Source organism: Coprococcus sp. AM11-30B (assembly GCF_027674365.1).
In the GTDB taxonomy this organism is placed as follows: Bacteria; Bacillota; Clostridia; order Lachnospirales; family Lachnospiraceae; genus Allocoprococcus; species Allocoprococcus comes.
In genome coordinates this window covers 79477-98012 of the sequence record NZ_JAQDVB010000015.1, presented here as the reverse complement: position 1 = coordinate 98012, position 18536 = coordinate 79477, and the positions used below count along the sequence as shown (strand labels likewise).

General features: G+C 37.0%; 23 protein-coding genes and 2 pseudogenes. 23 read left to right on the top strand and 2 right to left on the bottom strand.

Going from position 1 to position 18536, the window contains the following annotated elements:
- Positions 1 to 160: 160 nt before the first annotated feature.
- The 13 genes and pseudogenes from PGU50_RS18245 to PGU50_RS11350 form a co-directional block, all read left to right on the top strand.
- Positions 161 to 340 (top strand): annotated as a pseudogene (locus PGU50_RS18245) (zinc-ribbon domain-containing protein); the annotation flags it as partial.
- A gap of 121 nt (positions 341 to 461) precedes the next feature.
- Entirely contained in the window at positions 462 to 587 is a 126-nt protein-coding gene (locus PGU50_RS18165; RefSeq protein WP_330674237.1) for a DUF6462 family protein, read from the top strand.
- An 89-nt stretch (positions 588 to 676) separates the two neighbouring features.
- Positions 677 to 853, top strand: coding sequence for a hypothetical protein (locus tag PGU50_RS11400; RefSeq protein WP_004843915.1), 177 nt, complete (start codon positions 677 to 679; stop codon positions 851 to 853).
- A 1-nt stretch (position 854) separates the two neighbouring features.
- Complete coding sequence (locus PGU50_RS11395; protein WP_243014418.1) at positions 855 to 1064, top strand: integrase DNA-binding domain-containing protein; 210 nt, start codon at positions 855 to 857, stop codon at positions 1062 to 1064.
- Between the two features lie 277 nt (positions 1065 to 1341).
- Positions 1342 to 2901 carry a cardiolipin synthase gene (gene cls, locus PGU50_RS11390; protein WP_270246995.1) on the top strand — a complete coding sequence of 520 codons (1560 nt, stop codon included), beginning with the start codon at positions 1342 to 1344 and terminating at the stop codon, positions 2899 to 2901.
- Positions 2902 to 3099: 198 nt separating this feature from the next.
- Complete coding sequence (locus PGU50_RS11385; protein ID WP_270246994.1) at positions 3100 to 4533, top strand: phospholipase D family protein; 1434 nt, start codon at positions 3100 to 3102, stop codon at positions 4531 to 4533.
- Positions 4512 to 5222, top strand: a complete 711-nt coding sequence (locus PGU50_RS11380; protein ID WP_044024695.1) for a response regulator transcription factor — start codon at positions 4512 to 4514, stop codon at positions 5220 to 5222. The genes PGU50_RS11385 and PGU50_RS11380 overlap by 22 nt, the downstream gene beginning before the upstream one ends.
- Complete coding sequence (locus tag PGU50_RS11375) at positions 5222 to 6265, top strand: HAMP domain-containing sensor histidine kinase (RefSeq protein ID WP_117910575.1); 1044 nt, start codon at positions 5222 to 5224, stop codon at positions 6263 to 6265. The genes PGU50_RS11380 and PGU50_RS11375 overlap by 1 nt, the downstream gene beginning before the upstream one ends.
- A gap of 33 nt (positions 6266 to 6298) precedes the next feature.
- On the top strand, positions 6299 to 7363 hold the full coding sequence (locus PGU50_RS11370; RefSeq protein WP_117558430.1) for an FUSC family protein: 1065 nt from the start codon (positions 6299 to 6301) through the stop codon (positions 7361 to 7363).
- Complete coding sequence (locus tag PGU50_RS11365) at positions 7353 to 7925, top strand: CDP-alcohol phosphatidyltransferase family protein (protein ID WP_270246993.1); 573 nt, start codon at positions 7353 to 7355, stop codon at positions 7923 to 7925. The genes PGU50_RS11370 and PGU50_RS11365 overlap by 11 nt, the downstream gene beginning before the upstream one ends.
- A gap of 244 nt (positions 7926 to 8169) precedes the next feature.
- The gene (locus tag PGU50_RS11360) at positions 8170 to 9735 is read left to right on the top strand and encodes a hypothetical protein (protein WP_270246992.1); all 1566 of its coding nucleotides are present in this window, start codon (positions 8170 to 8172) and stop codon (positions 9733 to 9735) included.
- A 448-nt stretch (positions 9736 to 10183) separates the two neighbouring features.
- Positions 10184 to 10399, top strand: coding sequence for a hypothetical protein (locus PGU50_RS11355; RefSeq protein WP_055248899.1), 216 nt, complete (start codon positions 10184 to 10186; stop codon positions 10397 to 10399).
- Between the two features lie 22 nt (positions 10400 to 10421).
- Positions 10422 to 10838, top strand: a complete 417-nt coding sequence (locus PGU50_RS11350) for a hypothetical protein (protein WP_008369083.1) — start codon at positions 10422 to 10424, stop codon at positions 10836 to 10838.
- Between the two features lie 50 nt (positions 10839 to 10888).
- Here PGU50_RS11350 and PGU50_RS11345 read toward each other — a convergent pair whose 3' ends face one another.
- Positions 10889 to 11404, bottom strand: coding sequence for a helix-turn-helix domain-containing protein (locus PGU50_RS11345; protein ID WP_028087387.1), 516 nt, complete (start codon positions 11402 to 11404; stop codon positions 10889 to 10891).
- A gap of 155 nt (positions 11405 to 11559) precedes the next feature.
- Between PGU50_RS11345 and PGU50_RS11340 the strand changes: the two genes are divergently transcribed.
- From PGU50_RS11340 to PGU50_RS11295, 10 genes and pseudogenes are all read left to right on the top strand, one after another.
- Positions 11560 to 11700 carry a hypothetical protein gene (locus PGU50_RS11340; RefSeq protein ID WP_181974551.1) on the top strand — a complete coding sequence of 47 codons (141 nt, stop codon included), beginning with the start codon at positions 11560 to 11562 and terminating at the stop codon, positions 11698 to 11700.
- Positions 11701 to 11713: 13 nt separating this feature from the next.
- The gene (locus tag PGU50_RS11335) at positions 11714 to 12256 is read left to right on the top strand and encodes a hypothetical protein (protein WP_117558437.1); all 543 of its coding nucleotides are present in this window, start codon (positions 11714 to 11716) and stop codon (positions 12254 to 12256) included.
- 7 nt (positions 12257 to 12263) lie between these two features.
- Positions 12264 to 12545, top strand: a pseudogene (locus PGU50_RS18240) (zinc-ribbon domain-containing protein); the annotation flags it as partial.
- Positions 12546 to 12653: 108 nt separating this feature from the next.
- Positions 12654 to 13166: an HD domain-containing protein gene (locus PGU50_RS11325; RefSeq protein WP_270246991.1), complete on the top strand. Its 513-nt coding sequence runs from the start codon at positions 12654 to 12656 to the stop codon at positions 13164 to 13166.
- A gap of 28 nt (positions 13167 to 13194) precedes the next feature.
- Positions 13195 to 13467 (top strand): hypothetical protein, encoded by a 273-nt coding sequence (locus PGU50_RS11320; protein ID WP_008369091.1) that lies wholly within the window; start codon positions 13195 to 13197, stop codon positions 13465 to 13467.
- Between the two features lie 44 nt (positions 13468 to 13511).
- The gene (locus PGU50_RS11315) at positions 13512 to 14378 is read left to right on the top strand and encodes a TrmH family RNA methyltransferase (RefSeq protein WP_270246990.1); all 867 of its coding nucleotides are present in this window, start codon (positions 13512 to 13514) and stop codon (positions 14376 to 14378) included.
- Between the two features lie 482 nt (positions 14379 to 14860).
- On the top strand, positions 14861 to 15643 hold the full coding sequence (locus PGU50_RS11310) for a ZIP family metal transporter (RefSeq protein WP_044998575.1): 783 nt from the start codon (positions 14861 to 14863) through the stop codon (positions 15641 to 15643).
- 19 nt (positions 15644 to 15662) lie between these two features.
- Entirely contained in the window at positions 15663 to 16574 is a 912-nt protein-coding gene (locus PGU50_RS11305; protein WP_270246989.1) for a ketopantoate reductase family protein, read from the top strand.
- Positions 16575 to 16587: 13 nt separating this feature from the next.
- Positions 16588 to 17256, top strand: a complete 669-nt coding sequence (locus PGU50_RS11300) for a class I SAM-dependent methyltransferase (protein WP_270205992.1) — start codon at positions 16588 to 16590, stop codon at positions 17254 to 17256.
- Positions 17246 to 17947, top strand: a complete 702-nt coding sequence (locus PGU50_RS11295; protein ID WP_270246988.1) for a transglutaminase-like domain-containing protein — start codon at positions 17246 to 17248, stop codon at positions 17945 to 17947. Before PGU50_RS11300 ends, PGU50_RS11295 begins: the two co-directional genes overlap by 11 nt.
- 8 nt (positions 17948 to 17955) lie before the next feature.
- On the opposite strand, the gene PGU50_RS11290 is transcribed toward PGU50_RS11295, so the two are convergent.
- Positions 17956 to 18501 carry a hypothetical protein gene (locus tag PGU50_RS11290; protein WP_270246987.1) on the bottom strand — a complete coding sequence of 182 codons (546 nt, stop codon included), beginning with the start codon at positions 18499 to 18501 and terminating at the stop codon, positions 17956 to 17958.
- Between the last annotated feature and the right edge of the window lie 35 nt (positions 18502 to 18536).

The following is an 18536-nucleotide window of genomic DNA, read 5'->3' as shown; positions in this document are numbered from 1 at the left end:
AGATTGAGAGGTCTTAGTCTACTCGACTGCCAACTTGCCCTTTGAGAGAGGAGAAATCCTTTTCTCAAAGGGCTTTTTCTATTTATACAGATATTCGCAAACTACAAGATAAAGCTAAAACTTCATATACTCTAATCACAGAGGAAGTGGAGGTTTTGATATGAGTAACAGTTTAGCAGAAGTACACCCGGAGCTTGTTTCGGAGTGGTCGGAGAAGAACTTACCGCTTACACCTGATGACATTACTTTCGGTTCAAATAAAAAAGTATGGTGGAAAGGTGCTTGTGGTCACGAATGGAAGACAAACGTTAAGGCTCGTTCCAATGGAGAGAAATGCCCGATATGTTCCGGTGCGAGAGTGATTGCAGGGATTAACGATTTGGCAACATTAGAGCCGCTACTGGAAAAGCAGTGGTCGGAAAAGAATAATATAAAACCGACAGAAGTTTCTATTGGTTCCCATGGGGGGGCATACATTTCAGGAATTAGCGAAAGATGCAAAAGCAGTCTATCATGTGAAGAGAGTTGTTCTGGTTAATACAGAGATTGTGGATGAATATCTTGAGAATTTCAGAGATGAATTATAAAAAATAAAATGTAATACATGAGGAGCAAAACACGTTGACTTATTGTCGGACATAAAGCATAATAGTGTTGTAAGGAAGGAGGAAATAGTATGGCAAAGATGGGAAGACCAAAGAGTGATGACCCCATGAACTATCGCTTCACCATCCGTTTCTCCAATGCTGAACAGAAGCAATTGGAAGCTTATGCTGAAAAGTACGATCTTACAAAAGGGCAGGTGCTTAAGAAAGGATTGGAACTATTATACCGACAGGATAAGCACAGTTAAGATGCTCCTCACGATTAGTGAAGTGAGAGGATGGAAAAATCAAGAAAAGACAGCCGGGGGTTATGTGTTGCGAACCGGTGAGAGTCAGAGAAAAGACGGTCGCTATTCTTATACAGCTTTAGATAAAAATAGACGAACCGTTTACGCAAAAACATTGGTTGAACTCAGAGCAAAAGAAAGAAAATCATCCGTGACAAAGAAGATGGACTGAATCCGCTGCTAGCTGACAGGATGACGCTGAATGAATTAGATGATCGATTTATCGAACAGAAATATGATTTGAAACTATCAACAAAAGTGAATTATAAGGTACAGATACTTGCACCAGAAAGTGTAAAAGAACAGTACAGACAGGTCGCAAAGCGACTGCGTTCATGAGCAAGTAGCGAAAGCGGATTGCGAATGTCCGCTTTACTTATAAAAGACAAAATTGGTATGTTACACGAAATTTAGGGAGAAAACTGAGCAAGTAGGAAGGTGGAATATATATGAAACAAGATACTTTAGAGGGCAAAGCAAAAACAAAAAATGGGGTAAAACGGCTGTGTTTTTCCATAATCTGCATTCTTCTGGAAGTGATTTTTATTATTACTATCGTAACACGCTTGAATGAATATGCAGAAATCATAAATTTATTTACAAGGATTTTGAGTGGGATCTTGGTTTTGGGATTGTACGCATCAAATAAGACATCCTCTATGAAAATGCCTTGGGTCATTTTAATTCTAATTTTCCCAATTATGGGTGTAGGCCTGTATTTGTTGATTGGTTTGAATGGTGGCACACATAAAATGCGTGAGCGATATACAGAAATTGATAGCAAATTGTTACCAATGCTTCCGGACAGTCAGGAGTGTTTGAGCAGAATAAAAGAAACAATTCCGAAAGCAGGAAATATAGCAAGTTACATACAAAGAAATTCGCAGTATCCAATCTATCAGAATACGGATATTGTGTATTTTGATGAAGCAGTGAAAGGATTAGAGGCACAGCTTAAGGAGTTGGAGAAAGCACAGAAGTTTATCTTTATGGAATATCATGCGATAGAAGACGCTGAAGCATGGCATAAGATTCAAGATGTTCTGGAAGAGCGAGTAAAAGCAGGTGTGAAAGTTAGAGTATTCTACGATGATATGGGTTCGATAGGCTTTATTAACACAGATTTTGTGAAAAAGATGGAGGCAATAGGAATTCATTGCCGTGTATTCAATCCGTTTATGCCAGGTTTAAATCTGTTTTTGAACAATCGTGATCATAGAAAAATAACAGTTATTGATGGAAAAGTCGGATTTACAGGTGGATATAATCTGGCAAACGAATATTTTAATTACACACACCCGTATGGACAGTGGAAAGATACAGGTATTCGTTTAGAAGGAGATGCTGTTCAGTCGCTTACGGTGACATTTTTGGAAATGTGGAATGCAGTAAGTGATAAGGATGCTAATGATTCTGATTTTAGTAAATACCTTTTCCACTATGATTATGCGGCACAGCAAACTGGGTTTGTTCAACCTTATGCAGACAGCCCTATGGATAATGAGCAAGTAGGAGAAGAAGTTTATATCAGTATGATAAATAAAGCTGAAAAATATTGTTGGTTTATGACTCCATATCTAATCATAACAGATGAAATGACGCATGCGTTATGTCTGGCTGCTAAGCGAGGGGTAGACGTAAGAATTATCACACCTGGTATCCCTGATAAAAAATTCATTTATAATATAACTCGTTCTTTTTATCATGGATTGGTTAAACATGGTGTTCGTGTTTATGAGTGGACTCCTGGTTTCTGTCATGCAAAAATGAGTGTGGCAGATGACTGTATGGCAACTTGTGGAACAATTAATCTGGATTATCGAAGTTTATATCACCATTTTGAAAACGGCTGTTTTATGGCAGATTGTCAGGCAGTTGTGGAAATAAAAAATGATCTGATAAGAACGATGGGAGAATGTCGTGATGTGACAGACCAATATCAAACCGGACGAAGTGCATATTTGCGACTGGGACAATTATTTATGAGATTATTTGCTGGATTGCTATAAGAATCTGATGAAACGACCTTTCAAAAAACAGTTGATTTAGAAGTTAACTGTTTTTGAAAGGCCGTTTTTGCTATATCTAACAGTCTGTTGTACAAAGAAAATTTTGCATGGATGAAAAAAACAAACCTTGTTGAGGTTAAATTGAGATTGACTTTGTATTGTATAAGTATGAAATAAAAAGGAATCAGGTGATGTACAATGAAAAAGCATAAAATATGTAAAATCCTTCTTGTTATACTGGCAATTTTTTTATGTGTGGCTTTTTATGAATTGCTCGGAATCTGCGTTGCATATAAAAAGCAGCCGGAAGTGTCCAATACAACCAAAAAAGAAACAAAAAATGGGTCATGGAACGAATGCAGTGAAAATACAGAACGGGCAGTAATCATAGAAAAGAATCCAGAAGCGCTTTTACAAAGAGTGCGTTTGATCAAGAATGCAAAAAAGGAAATTATTCTTTCTACTTTTGCATTTCAATCCGATGAAAGTGGAAAATTGATTTTAGGAGCACTGCATGATGCGGCAGACAGAGGTGTACATATTCGTCTGTTAGTAGATGGAATGGAGAGCTGGATTGATATGGAAGGAAATCCGTATTTCTATGGATTATCTTCCCATGAGAATGTTGAAATTAAACTGTATAATAAGGCCAATCCGTTGAAACCGTGGAAAATGATGGGTAGAATGCATGATAAATATTTGATTGCAGATGGAAAGAGATATATTCTTGGGGGAAGAAATACATACAATTATTTCCTGGGTGATTTTCCGGGACATAAGAACTATGACAGAGACGTGTTAGTGGTTTGCGATGAACCTGAGAAAGAAAATTCAGTTAACCAGTTGTTAGAGTATTTTGAAACGATATGGGAACAAGAAGACAGTGGTTATTTTCATGACAATAAAAAACTGGCAAATAGAAAATCTGTAAAGAACGCAGTTTTAGAGCTGCAGAACAGCTATCAGAAATATTTTGAAGAGAATAAGGAAAGAATCTGCGAGACCGATTATACGGACGAAACTTTTGAGACAGAAAAGATTACATTAGTGTCAAATCCTATTCACACAGGTTCCAAAGAACCAGTAGTGTGGTATCAGTTGGGAGAATTGATGAAAAATGCAAAAAATCGTGTGAAGATCCACACGCCATATATTATCTGTAATGATATGATGTATAATACATGGGAGGAGATTGCAGAGAACGTTTCAGATTTTTCTATCATGACAAATTCAGTTGCGAATAATGGGAATCCATTTGGGTCTGCCGATTATGCGAAAAACAGAAATAGAATCTTAAGTACAGGAATTAATATCTGGGAATATGAAGGCGGTTATTCATACCACGGAAAAAGTATTCTGATTGACGATGATCTGTCTGTAATCGGTTCCTTTAATATGGACATGAGAAGTGCATATCTGGATACGGAACTGATGCTTGTAATACGTAGCAAAGAGATTAATAAACAGTTGGAAGAAGGCATGATGGAATATGAAAGAGTGTCCCGACAGGTATTGGAAGATGGAACCTATCGTGATCCGTATCATGTAGAGCCAATTGAATTGACAAAGAAGCGTCAGAGAAACGTACTTTTGGTACAGCATCTGCTTGGATGGGCAAGGTATCTGTTTTAATAAGGAGGAAGGAAAACGTGTTTCAAATATTGATTGTAGAAGATGATAAAGAATTAAGTCAGCTATTCCAAAAAGTGCTTGAGAAGAATGGATATCAGGTCAAAAGTGCATCGGATGGAGCACTGGCATTAGAAATATTGGATAAAGAGTATATTGATCTGATCATTTCCGATATTATGATGCCGGTTATGGATGGTTATGAACTGGTGTCGGAACTCCGTTCAGCAGGATATCAGATACCGGTACTTATGATCACTGCGAAAGGTTCCTTTGATGATATGCGCCAGGGATTTCTTTCGGGAAGTGACGATTATATGGTAAAACCGGTAAATGTGAATGAAATGGTTTTAAGAGTTGGAGCACTGCTTCGCCGTGCACAGATACTGAATGAACACAAAATTGTGATCGGTTCAACAGAGTTTGATTATGATGCAATGACGGTTACAACTGATAAGGAAAGTCTTGTTTTGCCTAAAAAAGAATTCCTGCTTTTATATAAGCTTGCAGCTTCGCCAGGCAGAACATTTACAAAACAACAGTTGATGGATGAAGTATGGGGATACGAGACGGAGGCAGACCCACATACGATAGAGGTACATATAGGAAGAATCAGAGAGCGTTTTAAAGATAACCCTGATTTTGAAATCGTAACAATGCGTGGAATTGGATACAAGGTGGTGAAAAAATAATGGAACAAAAGAAAGAAAAAGGATTGCGGATCCGATCCTGTCTGACTGGTGCAATCTGGCTGGCACTTGTATTTTCAACAGTCATATCTGCTTTATTATTTGCTTTTTTGAATCATTTTTTTAATCTGCCGGGCAGCATACCTGTGCTTGGCTGGCTTTTGATTTTCAATACATTGATTGCAGGGCTGATCACTTCCTTTATTAATGCAAAGTTACTGGAACCAATTACCAGACTTAGTAAAGCAATGAAGGAAGTTTCTCAGGGAGATTTTGAACAGCATTTGGAAACGAACAGCCGTATAGCAGAAGTTGGAGAATCTTATCAAAGTTTTAACGTTATGACAAAAGAACTTCGTGCAACAGAGGTGCTGCAGATGGATTTTGTATCTGATGTTTCTCATGAGTTTAAGACCCCGATTAATGCCATTGAAGGATATACAATGCTGCTTCAGGGAGAAGAACTGTCTCCGGATCAAGAGGAATATGTAGAAAAAATCTTATTTAACACCCAAAGACTTTCCGGATTGGTTGGTAATATTTTGCTGTTATCCAAGTTAGAGAATCAGAATATACCAATGAAAAAAACAGAATATCGTCTGGATGAACAGATCCGCCAGGCATTTCTTTCATTGGAAACAAAATGGACAGAAAAAGAAATTGGTTTTCAGGTAGAATTGGAGGAAGTTAAATATACTGGGAATGAAGGACTTTTTATGCATATCTGGATAAATCTTTTGGATAATGCGATTAAGTTCAGTCCTTCAAAGGGGACAATTACGATGTTTCTGAAACAAGAACAGGATTCTGTTAAGTTCATTCTGGAAGATGAAGGACCAGGAATAGAGGATGATGTAAAATCCAGAATATTTGACAAGTTCTATCAGGTAGATGGATCTCATAAAGCAGAAGGAAATGGCCTAGGTCTTGCACTTGTAAAACGGATTGTAGATAGTGCCGGAGGAACAATCAAAGCAGAAAACCGTGAATATGGTGGATGCAGATTTGTTATAGAGCTGCCAAAGCAGAAAGATGAGATTATATAGTTTTAAGATAAATTAGAAGATGGGAGAATTTATATGACATTTTATCAGGAGTTGCAGTTAAATCAGGCAGGTTCTAAAAACCTGTTGAAAAAGAGTGAAACACTAAAAGAAAAATTATATCATATGTGGGTATATCTGGTGAAGATAGCTGTTACATTGGCATTTTGTTTTTTCTTTGTTAGTATTTTCAGCATCCTATTTGGAAATGAGAACAGCATTGTAGGTGTAGTAGTCTTATTATGTCTCATGGTGTTTAGAAATGCGGATCTGGGGATCCACACCGGACAATCTACGATGCTTTTGGCTTTGTTCTTTGTAATTATGACTGTATGTCCGCATTTAGCAAATCAGTTTTCACCGGTATTGGGAATGCTGTTAAATATTGCGGCACTGGCTGTGTTGATTCTGTTCGGATGCCATAATCCATTCATGTTTAATCAATCTACATTGGTTCTTGGGTATCTGCTGCTATATGGTTATGATGTTACGGGAAAAAGCTATCAGATGCGATTAGTCGGAATGGCTTTAGGTGCAGCACTTACCTGCTTCGTATTTTATCGAAATCATAAAAACAGAACTTATAAAAGAAATCTGAAAGATCTGATACAAGAATTTGATATCACTTCTTCCAGAACAAAATGGCAGATATGTCAGATTTTATGCGTACCGATTGTCCTTTGCATTGCAGAACTTTGTAATATGCCACGTGCAATGTGGGCTGGTATTGCGGCCATGTCCGCGATTTTGCCGTTTATGGAAGATATGCACTACAGAGTCCGTAAAAGAATTGTCGGAAATATTGCAGGTGTTATATGTTTTACAGTATTATATTTTCTGCTTCCTTCGTCAATCTATGCATATATAGGAATTCTTGGTGGAATCGGTGTAGGACTTTCAGCACAATATGGCTGGCAGGCAGTATTTAACACATTTGGTGCTTTAGCCATTGCTGCAGAGACTTATGGACTACAAGGAGCGGTTAGTCTTAGAGTGATTCAAAATGTTTTTGGTGTTGTGTTTGCTTTAGCATTTTGTGTTATATTTTATTGGTTTATGTCTAAAAAAAAGGAAAGTGAGGTGACTGTACATGCAGAGTGAAGTGAATCAGGAAGAAAATTTGAATAGAATTATTACGGTTCCTAATCTTCTTTCTTTTTTTCGGCTTTGTCTGATTCCGGTAATTATATGGAGTTATTGTGTAAAGAAAAATCCTCTGTTAGCTGGTGAAATCTTATTGCTGTCTGGTCTTACGGATCTTGCTGATGGATATATCGCAAGAAGATTCCATAGGATTAGTAATTTAGGAAAAATACTTGATCCGGTGGCTGATAAGCTGACACAGGCAGCGATGTTAATCTGTCTGTTTACTCGTTTTCCGCATGTGTTTCTTTTAATCGTAATAATGGCAGGTAAGGAGCTGTATATGGTAGTCAGTGGATGTCTTGTGATACGAAAGACAGGAAAAGTACATGGTGCAGACTGGCATGGAAAGATAGTAACCTTTTTATTATATGGAACTGCAGCGGTGCATATTATATGGTTCCACATTACATCGATGGTATCAGATCTGTTGATTGGTTTGTGCGCTATAATGATGGTCATATCGGTCGCTCTGTATATTATCCAGAATACCAGGACTCTTAAGGGAGAGACTGTATAAGCAATTTTATATTGCAATGACTAGAAAAATATTTAGGAGAAGCCAGATTATTTGTATGAGAGGTCTAGAATATACAATATCAGGATTTGGAAAATTTCTTATTGTGATAGCAGTAAGTATTCTGGGAATTTCTTTATATAGAAAAATATAATAAAGGAAGTCAAAAAATAATGTTTTGGTGTACAGAACAGGATTTTTTGATTTTAGAAAGAAACACTTATCAAATTAGAATGCAGGCGTGTAAATGAGAAAATACATAACAAAAGCAAGTGAAAGAATAGGGGTAGAGAGTACATCCAGGGATGGAAAGAGGGCACAAGTTGTAAGTTATAGTACTTGTGAAAATTTTATAATCAGATTTTGTGATGGGAAAGAAATGAAGTTAAAAAATTGGAGATACTTTATTGAGGGAAACTTCAACTATGAAAAACATTTTAAAGCTCCAAGAAATAGAGAAGAGCGAATTGGCGAGAAAAAGGTAATGAATAATGGATTGACTGCTGAGGTTATTGAATACAGGGGGAGTCATGATATGGATATTTTGTTTGAAGATGGCGGAAAAAGAACGGGAGTATCCTGGCGGGATTTTTGTATCGGTAGTATTGCACATCCTACAATTTCTGGAGGAAATGTATCACAAAATGAATTGGTATTAAGATTTTATTTAGAGTCATTGGGGTTTGTTCGAATTCCACAACGTTCAAAGCGTTCTGACAGAGTTGGTTTAGAAGGGAAAGAGCTTGATTTATATAATGATAAGCTGAAAATAGCGATTGAGTATGATGGTGAATATTCTCATACTAAAAATAAAGATGATGAAGGAAAGAATAAAATAGTTGAAAAGTTGGGAATAAAACTTTATCGTTTTAGAGAACCGGGATGTTCTGGTGTTAGTGGAAGAAACTATATTTTAGAGGATAGTAGATTTATGTCAGCTTCATTGGAATGTTGCCTGAAAAGCTTTGTCAGAGATGTTCTCAAAAAGGATGATAAGTTTATAAACTTTGAGAAAGATAAACGTACAATAAAGGAATATGTATCAAATAATAAACGTGCAACGATTCATTTATATGAAAAGAAAAAAATGAATAATGGTATGGTTGCAGAAATCATTAAAATGTCTAGTTGTCGAAATATCACTGTACAGTTCGAGGATGGAGAAATTGTATATCATAAATGTTATCAAAGTTTTGTTAAAGGAAATATTTCACATCCCAAAGATACAAGTCTGGCAAAAAAGAATCAAAGATTAAATTTACGAAAACAAATGAAGAACGGGATGATGGCAGAAGTGATTGAATATAATTTGAGTAATGATATCAAAGTGAAGTTTGATAATGGAGAAATAGTAAAAACAAGATGGGAAAGATTTAGTACAGGTAGTGTAGCAGTGCCTTCCTGTTATGCAAGAAATCATATAGGGGATAAAAAAATTCAAAACAGAGGTAATGAGGAGGCGGAGATTATTGAAGTAAAAGATGCAAATCATATCACCGTTAAATTTAAAGATGGCACTATTGTGAAAGATAGAAAATATGAGGATTTTATTCACGGAGCTATGGGTAAACCTGGGATTCCGCAACTGAGGCGTACTTTGAAAAATGAACGGTTATGGACAGAGAAGATAATGAGAAATGGAATGAAAGCTAAAATAGTTAGATATGGTTCTGCAAATGATATTGATATTAAGTTTTCAAATGGAACAATAGTTATGCATAAAACATATGCAAATTTCTGCTCTGGAAGTGTGGCATGTAAAACAATTCGCAAATGTGCTCACTTGAGTCAGGAAGTGCTGATGAGAATATAGAAACAATGAAAGCGTATATGTGTAAGCAACGAGGAATGCACCTTGGTTCGAAGATTTCCAGAGAAGAAATTACAAAAAAAGTAAATCAGAGCAAATATGAAAAATACTGCTATATAACCAATAGGCTTAGCAGGGAATAATTCCCTCTGGGTCTTTTTTAATATTCCTCGAAAATTGAGAATTACATATATTCAATTCTTTGTATTAGGTATATATTTTGAAAAGTTGTCCGGTTATACTGAAAATATCAAAAGGCAGAACTGTTAGAATGAGGTGAGCAGATGGATACGGCACAGAGAATAAGGTTAATTCGGATAATTGAAAAAATAGAGAAGAACCCAGAATTCAGTAGTAAAATCGGTGTGAGAAATACATCTGAGTTTATATCAAGTAAACAATCAAAAAAATGAATGATTCAAATCATAACAGGAGTCAGAAGGAGTAGAATATGTTATCGTTACTATTTACTATATGCATGATCTGGTTTATTGGAAAATTTTTTATATTTGGTGTAAAAGCATCCTGGGGAATCTTAAAGTTGCTCTGTACAGTTGTATTTTTTCCGGTGATTTTGATAGGAATGGTTGTTGGTGGACTGATTTATATTGCATTTCCATTGTTGATCATCGGCGGAATCATTGCACTTATATCATCTAACTCATAAAAATACGAGGAGGGAAGAAATTATGGGATATGATATAGAAAAAGAGAAACGAGAAGCGATTGAAGCAGGACAACGAGCGTTAAGTAGTCTTCGGACAGCAAAAGAAAACCTGAACAGTGCAAAAAATTGGGGACTGGTGGATATGTTTGGCGGTGGATTCTTTTCTACGATGTTGAAACACTCCAAGATGGATCAGGCCAGACAAAATATGGAACAGGCGAAATATGATCTTCGTAATTTCAGTAGGGAATTAAATGATGTGAACATGGCTTGTAATCTGAACATCAATACTGGAGATTTCTTATCCTTTGCAGATTATTTTTTTGATGGATTTGTTGTGGATTGGATGGTGCAGGATCGAATCAATAATGCCAGACATCAGGTGGAAGAAGCTATCCGCAGAACGGAATACATCATAAACCAGTTACAGTATATGTAAAGGAAAGAGGCAGTGGACCATAAATAGGTTCGCTGCCTTGTTTTTCATACTTATTTCTGTTTCTTTTTTTCTTCTCTGAGCAATTCGATGTTTAGTCCCTGCTCTCCGGCCGTTTTATCAACCCAGAGATTCAGGGAATCTATTGCCAGAGAAATTTCATCCAGTTTGTTACTGATAAAAGCAAAATCCTTGATCTCATCATCGCTGATCTTACCGTCACGGGCAATCTGGATCAGACGTGTGGTAAGAGGATTAATCTCATTCAGACTGGCAATGGTTTCCAGGATTATATTGGATAAGTCAGAAACTTCGACCTCCGGGACATAACGATGACCGATTTCGCATTTATGAGAGCAGTAATAATTGCAGAGATCCGGGCGCTTGTAAGCATCAGCCATCTGGATGATATCGTAAGGTGTGGGTTCTTGCATTTCATATTCAAACTTTTCAATTTTAGAATCAGAAACAGCAGTCATTTTTTCGCTGGCTTCTGATCTGGTGAGACCGGCTTCTTCCCGGCAAATCTGATAAATTGTCTTATTTTCTCTCGTAGATTGTTTCCCCATGAGAATAACCTCCCTGTATATCGCAAAACATGAGGATTATCGGGTGGTAAGTCCACATGCCGTACGTGTATTTCCTTTATGAATTTCATTATACTTGAAGCATAAAAAAACAACAAGCGCATTGTTGATACGGAATTATGAAAGGAAGAAAAAACATGAGGAAAACTAGAAGTGATTGTAGAGTAGGAACATTTGAAAAGAAGCATGGTCTTCCACCGGGGACTATTAGAAACAAAAATGGAAGAGATACCAGAAGTGACAAAAAAATTGGCACCATTCGCAAAGAAGCAAAGTAGGAGGAACATAATCATGGAAAAGAAAATAAGAAAAAGATATCATTCAGAAGAAGCTGTAAAAAAAGCGTTAAAAATTGAATCGTTTCGAAATTTAACAAAGGATAAAGTGATGGAGTTTACATCTATGATTCCATATATGGAAAAGGAAGTGGCGCTTGAAATAATAAAGCAGTTCCCAGTATATGTAGAGTTTGTGGAATCAGCAATAGAAAATTATACACAGTTATGCAAAACAATTTTAGAAACAAATAAAGAAGAATATGAACAAGCAGTTCATGCACATCAGTATGTTCTTGAGACCTTCGCAAATCAGCTGGAACAAGAAAACTTAACAGAGGAGGAAAGAAGGGACTTTTCTGAAAAAATGATTGAAGAAGCTGATAAAATAACGGAATTATATTTACAGCAGCAGAAATTTCATGAGCGAGTATTAAAGACGATTGGGGGAGTTGTAACATTAGCTTTGGGAGTGACAGTAACAATGTTAGGCTTAAAAGCAATTGGCAGTGATGAAGATTTACCTCAACTAGATGATGAGAATCAGAATGTTGCATAATAGCTTTACGGTCTTTGCCAATCGTAAGGCTTGGTGGAAATGTAAGGATTGTGTCAGAGAGTGGAACACCCTTATTTCTACCCGTTCCGGTGGGAGTAAATGCCCGTATTGCAGTGGGTACATATTCCTGAAAGAGTTTAATGATTTGCTGACAACAACGGCAGTGTTCTTCATCAAATATTTAAGGACGCTTGGGTTCTATGCAACCAATGATATTTTTGCAGAAAATGCGTGGTATTTCAGAAATGCACTTGTCCGTGCAAATTATACGAACTTGCAAAAAGGTATGGGTGCACTCCAGCAGGTGCAAGACTAGAATACAAAAAATAGATTTGCAAATGAAAAGTGTGCTATAGTTATAAAAGATAAATCAGAAGAAGTCAGGAGGAAGAATGCAATGAAAGACGAAAAATCTAAAATAACAGCAGTTGCCATTGAAAAAATGATTGATTTTTATCAGGGGAATTTGAGAGATATCGAACATTTCCTGAAAGTATGGGCGTATGCAAAGACGATAGGGGAGCAGGAAAGTGTGGATGAAAACACCCAGGGAATTCTTGAACTTGCAGCTGTGGTGCATGATATATCCTGTCCACTTTGCCGTGAAAAATATGGAAACACAAATGGTAAAAATCAGGAACTTGAAAGTGAACCGCTGGTAAAGGAGTTTTTTGAAGGAATGCTTGTATCAGAACAGAAAGTGGAGCGTATTATCTGGCTGGTCACACATCATCATACATACACCAATATAGATGGGATTGATTATCAGATTTTAATAGAGGCAGATTTTCTTGTAAATGCAAGTGAGAGTAATTTTTCAAAAGTGTCGATTGAAAATGCGAAATCCCGTATTTTTAAGACGGCAGCGGGATGCAGATTGTTGGAATCAATATTTTTAAGAGAAGAATAATAAAAAGCATTATATTGGAGAATAATTTATGGCACAATCAAAACAGGATGAACTATACAAAGCACTGCAACAGAAAGGCTATCCGGACAGCCTTTGCAGGGAAATTGCTTATAAACAGATGAACACAGATTATACAGCAACAAGAATGCTCGGCTATCTGTACCGTATATCAGATCCGCGACCGGAAGATGTGGTGGATGAGATGCTGGCAATTCTAAGCGATCGGAACGCAATTATCCAGAAAAAAGAATTGGAACATGCGCAGGCAACGATCAATAAGGTGTATCGCGAAGGTCTGTAAAAGGTGATCAGATTAAATATACGGATGAAAACAGGGGAAAAGAAATGCTGAACGTAATAGAAATCAAAGACTTTAATGTGCCGGAATTGGATATTTATGCCAGATGCACAGAAGCACGGCTTCTGAATAAAGATCACCCAGAAGAGGGAATGTTCATTGCGGAAAGTCCGAAGGTGATCGGCAGAGCGTTGGATGCAGGTTATGAGCCATTGTCTGTTCTTGTTGAAAAGAAGCAGATGGAAGAGAATGAAGAAACAAGCCAGATTATGAACAGATTTGATGATACGAAAGTATCGATTTTTACAGCGGATTTTGAGGTGCTGACTAAATTGACAGGCTTCAAACTGACCAGAGGAATGCTTTACGCAATGAGACGGAAACCGCTTCGAAAATTTCAGGATCTGTGTGATGGGATAAACAGAATCGCGATTCTTGAAAATGTGCAGAATCCGACAAATGTAGGAGCAATTTTCCGGTCTGCAGCGGCTCTTAATATGGAGGCGGTACTTCTGAGTCCGGGATGCAGTGATCCGCTTTACAGACGGGCTTCCAGGGTGAGTATGGGAACCGTATTTCAGATTCCGTGGACATTTATCCGGGATAGCAATGAAATGCGGTGCAAGCGGGAAGTAATCTGGCCAAAACAGGCGATTGCAGAATTGAAAAAGCTTGGCTATAAGACGGCAGCACTTGCGCTGACTGATGATTCGGTCAGCATCGATGATTCGGAACTGATGAAGGAAGAAAAGTTGGCAGTTATTCTTGGAAATGAAGGTGAAGGACTGGAAAACGAGACAATAGCGTTATGTGATTATACGGTTAAAATTCCGATGACACATGGTGTTGATTCGCTGAATGTGGCAACGGCGAGTGCGGTGGCATTTTGGCAGCTTGGGAAAATAATTCTGTAATGGTAACCGTATTGTATCAGATGACACGAAGGAGGAAAGAGATTTGACAGAACGTTTTCAGAAGATTGATGCAGCAATCGTAGAGTCGAATGCAAAAACGGAGAATTTACACCTTTGGAAGATATGATATTTTTACAGTACTGCTGTCAGAAGGAGATACAACCATAACATTATTGTGTGAAAGAGTAAATTCCACCGCCCAGTTTTGTAAATTGTTGAAAGAAATATATTGTTATATGATTACGTAAGTGATATACTTAAGCATAAAAGAACCGTGTAAAATTACAGTTTGCTTTTTACACGGTTTTCTTTATACTAGATGGTTAGTTAAAACTAACACGATGAAAGTATGAAAGATTATAGAATAACATATATTAGGTATTAGGCAATATAATCAATAAGCTATAGAACTAATACTATACCGCTGAAGATAATTATTTTTGCCAATGAATTTTTTCGAGCATATATGGAAGGAAAATATAATGCGAATAAATATTTTTGAAGGTATACTGATTCCGTTTGTTGGAACAACGCTAGGTGCAGCATGTGTGTTTTTTATGAGAAAAACACTTAGCAAGTTACTGCAACGTGCACTTGCAGGATTTGCAGCAGGTATAATGGTTGCGGCTTCAATCTGGAGTCTTCTGATTCCGGCAATTAAACAATCTGAAAATATGGGAACTTTATCGTTTGTTCCGGCAGTTGCTGGGTTCTGGATTGGTATATTGTTTTTACTTGCACTTGATCATTTGATTCCGCATCTTCATGTTGGAAGTGATCAGGCAGAGGGACCGAAAAGCAAACTTGGCCGTACTACGATGATGGTGTTGGCAGTTACATTACATAACATCCCTGAAGGTATGGCAGTTGGTGTAATGTATGCTGGATTTCTTGCTGAAAATGCACAGATTACAGCAACAAGTGCACTTGCTTTATCACTTGGAATTGCTATCCAGAATTTTCCAGAAGGAGCAATTATATCCATGCCGCTTAGGGCAGAGGGTGAAAGTAAGAGAAAGGCATTTCTGGGAGGTGTACTTTCAGGAGTCGTTGAACCGATTGGAGCAGTAATGACGATTCTTGTCGCACAGCTGGTAATCCCGGCATTACCATATTTACTCAGCTTTGCAGCAGGAGCCATGTTATATGTCGTGGTTGAAGAACTAATTCCGGAAATGTCTCAGGGACAGAACTCGAATATCGGTACGCTTTTCTTTGCACTTGGATTTAGTTTGATGATGATCTTGGATGTGGCACTGGGGTAAGAGGAGAGGAATGATTTTTATGAGAATATTGATTTATGGTGCGGGTGTGATCGGCTCCTTGTATGCAGCTTTATTTGCAGAAGCCGGTTATGATACAAGTATTTATGCCAGAGGAAAAAGATTTGAGGCTTTAAGAAATAATGGATTGCTATATAAGAAAAATCAGGAAGTAATAAAGGCAAAAATTAGGATTCTTGGAGAACTACCAAACGATGATATTTATGATTTTGTCTTGCTTACTGTCCGGGAAAACCAGCTGTATGAAGCACTTACTGAATTGAAAAATAATAAAAGTAATACGATTGTTACAATGATAAATTCACTGGACAGTTACAATAAATGGGAAAACATTGTTGGAAAAGGGAGAATATTACCGGCTTTTCCAGGAGCAGGCGGAAGTATAAATGATGATGGTATCCTTGATGCAGCACTCACTCCAAGGTTGATTCAGCCGACAACATTTGCAGAAATATCAGGAAATAAATCCGAAAGAACTAAGCAGTTTTCAGAGATATTGAGGCATGCTCATATACCATACCAGAAAGTAACGGATATGCATCTATGGCAGCTTTGTCATCTTGCTATGGTGGTACCGATTGCAGATGCGTATTATGAATCAGACGATCCAGAGAAAGTGGAAAAAGAATGGAAAATTATGAGGAAAACAGCGGAAAGGCTGAAAAGAAATTTTAACTTTTTGCGAAAACAAAAGGGTAAACTGTCACCATGGAAAATGAATATTTTTCGCTTTTTGCCATTGTCATTTCTGACGATTATGCTGGCAGTTACATTTGGAAGTAGTTTTGGAGATAAATTTATGTATCAACATGCTATGAAGGCACCAGATGAAATGAGGGAATTGCATAAGCAGTTTTATGCTTATATGAAAAGAATGAAGAAATGCGGATGCAAGGCGAAAAAGGTACTGTGATTGGAGAAAAAGCATGAAAAATGAAGAATATAAAAAATTGTCAATTAAAGAATTTACAAAAGCAGCAGGAAGATATGAAAGTAGCCATGCTGGTATTTACGAAATGTGCAAGAAGGATTATCCGGATATTCTGGAAGAATTAGAGAAGGAGCCATTTAGAGATTTATTGGATGCAGGCTGCGGACCTGCTCCGATGATTTCTTTATTAGCAGAAAAATATCCAGAACGACATTATACAGGACTGGATCTGACTCCTGCCATGATTGAACAGGCAAAAAAGAAAAATATTTCAAATGCAACATTTGTTGTAGGAGATTGTGAGAACTTTCCTTTTGAAAAGGATTCATTTGATGCAATTATTTGTTCTATGAGCTTCCATCATTATCCGGATCCACAGGCATTTTTTGACAGTGTGAAAAGATGTCTTCGCCCAAATGGAAGATTGATACTGAGAGATGTGACCAGTGACAATAAAGTATTGGTATGGCTAATGAATACATTGGAAATGCCGTTGGCAAATATATGCGGACATGGAGATGTCCAAGTGCCAACAAGAGATGTGGTCATAAAATGTTGCAAAAAAGCAGGATTAAAAGTAGAAAAATTTGAAATTCGTAAAGGTATGCGAATGCATTGTGTCGTGAGAAAACCTATGGGAAAGGCGATAGGAAATGAAAGATAAGTATCTTAGGGAAACACGAATGGTTGATTTTTCTAATCCGGCAATTCAAAAACTTATTCAAAATATGAAATGGAAGGAAATGGGTGAATTTGAAAGGATTAAGGCAATCTACAACTATGTAAGAGATGATGTTTTATTTGGATATAATATTGATGACGGAATTTCAGCTTCAAAAGTACTTGCAGATGGTTATGGACAATGTAATACAAAAGGAACTTTATTTATGGCACTTTTACGTGCCTGCAATATTCCATGCAGAGTACATGGTTTTACGATTGATAAAAGATTGCAGAAAGGGGCTATGACCGGGTTTGTTTACCGTAATGCTCCAAAAAGTATTTTCCATAGCTGGGTAGAAATTAATTTCGAAAATCAGTGGTACGAACTGGAAGCTTTCATTTTGGATAAAACCTACATAAAGAAGTTACAGGAACAAAATTCGGAATGTACAGGTGCATTTTGCGGTTATGGAGTAGCAGTCAAGGATTTCAGAAATCTCATTATTGAGTTTGATAGGAACAATACTTATATTCAGAGCGAGGGAATCAATCAGGATTTTGGTGTTTATGATTGTCCAGATGAACTGTTGAAGGAACATCATCAAGAAATTTCAGCCTTTAAATCATTTGTTTATAGACATATTGGAAGACACCTAATGAATCGTAATGTCAGAAAAATCAGAGAACGATAGTTTTAAGCTTATTGTCCTAAAATAGGAAAATCCGTAGAATATTTTGCATAATCATCTGCTACAATTAATTTTACCTTAAAAGATTCAAAATCCGGCACAACAGCAATGACGCCTCTGGAAGGGGAATCGATTCCGTCATAGTCCAAATCAGCCACTTTACTTTTACTGATCAGTGTCCCAGACTGATATTCAGATACATAAATGGTGAGTGTTTTAAATTCATCTTTTGTAAAATAATGAAAAAGATATGCGCCGTCTGTTCCGGATAATAATTCTGCTGTTTTCATCTCAGTACTTGTCTGATCAACTGCGGTAATATAATTTTTTGGCTGTATCAGTTTGTGAAAGAATAAAGTGCCAAGGATCGCAGAGACAATTACTGCAAAAACAGTTACTACAGCAAGAATTGTTTTTAAATTTTTTTGTTTCTTTTTACTCTCTTTTGTAATCTGAATAAGATTGCTGTCTGATTTTTCAATTACATTTTCAGCACCGATATCTTCACCTGCAAGAAATTCATTAATGCTGATTCTAAGTATGCTGCACAATTCCATATAAATTGACACGTCCGGCAGGCATATGCCAGTTT

Coding starts and splice junctions, on each gene's coding strand:
- PGU50_RS11310 (WP_044998575.1), top strand. CDS start 14,861: ATGCGAATAAATATTTTTGAAGGTATACTGATTCCGTTTGTTGGAACA.
- PGU50_RS11290 (WP_270246987.1), bottom strand. CDS start 18,501: ATGGAATTGTGCAGCATACTTAGAATCAGCATTAATGAATTTCTTGCA.
- PGU50_RS11370 (WP_117558430.1), top strand. CDS start 6,299: ATGACATTTTATCAGGAGTTGCAGTTAAATCAGGCAGGTTCTAAAAAC.
- PGU50_RS11360 (WP_270246992.1), top strand. CDS start 8,170: ATGAGAAAATACATAACAAAAGCAAGTGAAAGAATAGGGGTAGAGAGT.
- PGU50_RS11305 (WP_270246989.1), top strand. CDS start 15,663: ATGAGAATATTGATTTATGGTGCGGGTGTGATCGGCTCCTTGTATGCA.
- PGU50_RS11380 (WP_044024695.1), top strand. CDS start 4,512: ATGGGCAAGGTATCTGTTTTAATAAGGAGGAAGGAAAACGTGTTTCAA.
- PGU50_RS11350 (WP_008369083.1), top strand. CDS start 10,422: ATGGGATATGATATAGAAAAAGAGAAACGAGAAGCGATTGAAGCAGGA.
- PGU50_RS11395 (WP_243014418.1), top strand. CDS start 855: ATGCTCCTCACGATTAGTGAAGTGAGAGGATGGAAAAATCAAGAAAAG.
- PGU50_RS11340 (WP_181974551.1), top strand. CDS start 11,560: ATGAGGAAAACTAGAAGTGATTGTAGAGTAGGAACATTTGAAAAGAAG.
- PGU50_RS11335 (WP_117558437.1), top strand. CDS start 11,714: ATGGAAAAGAAAATAAGAAAAAGATATCATTCAGAAGAAGCTGTAAAA.
- PGU50_RS11320 (WP_008369091.1), top strand. CDS start 13,195: ATGGCACAATCAAAACAGGATGAACTATACAAAGCACTGCAACAGAAA.
- PGU50_RS11355 (WP_055248899.1), top strand. CDS start 10,184: ATGTTATCGTTACTATTTACTATATGCATGATCTGGTTTATTGGAAAA.
- PGU50_RS11315 (WP_270246990.1), top strand. CDS start 13,512: ATGCTGAACGTAATAGAAATCAAAGACTTTAATGTGCCGGAATTGGAT.
- PGU50_RS11325 (WP_270246991.1), top strand. CDS start 12,654: ATGAAAGACGAAAAATCTAAAATAACAGCAGTTGCCATTGAAAAAATG.
- PGU50_RS11365 (WP_270246993.1), top strand. CDS start 7,353: ATGCAGAGTGAAGTGAATCAGGAAGAAAATTTGAATAGAATTATTACG.
- PGU50_RS11400 (WP_004843915.1), top strand. CDS start 677: ATGGCAAAGATGGGAAGACCAAAGAGTGATGACCCCATGAACTATCGC.
- PGU50_RS11345 (WP_028087387.1), bottom strand. CDS start 11,404: ATGGGGAAACAATCTACGAGAGAAAATAAGACAATTTATCAGATTTGC.
- PGU50_RS18165 (WP_330674237.1), top strand. CDS start 462: ATGGGGGGGCATACATTTCAGGAATTAGCGAAAGATGCAAAAGCAGTC.
- PGU50_RS11375 (WP_117910575.1), top strand. CDS start 5,222: ATGGAACAAAAGAAAGAAAAAGGATTGCGGATCCGATCCTGTCTGACT.
- PGU50_RS11300 (WP_270205992.1), top strand. CDS start 16,588: ATGAAAAATGAAGAATATAAAAAATTGTCAATTAAAGAATTTACAAAA.
- cls (WP_270246995.1), top strand. CDS start 1,342: ATGAAACAAGATACTTTAGAGGGCAAAGCAAAAACAAAAAATGGGGTA.
- PGU50_RS11385 (WP_270246994.1), top strand. CDS start 3,100: ATGAAAAAGCATAAAATATGTAAAATCCTTCTTGTTATACTGGCAATT.
- PGU50_RS11295 (WP_270246988.1), top strand. CDS start 17,246: ATGAAAGATAAGTATCTTAGGGAAACACGAATGGTTGATTTTTCTAAT.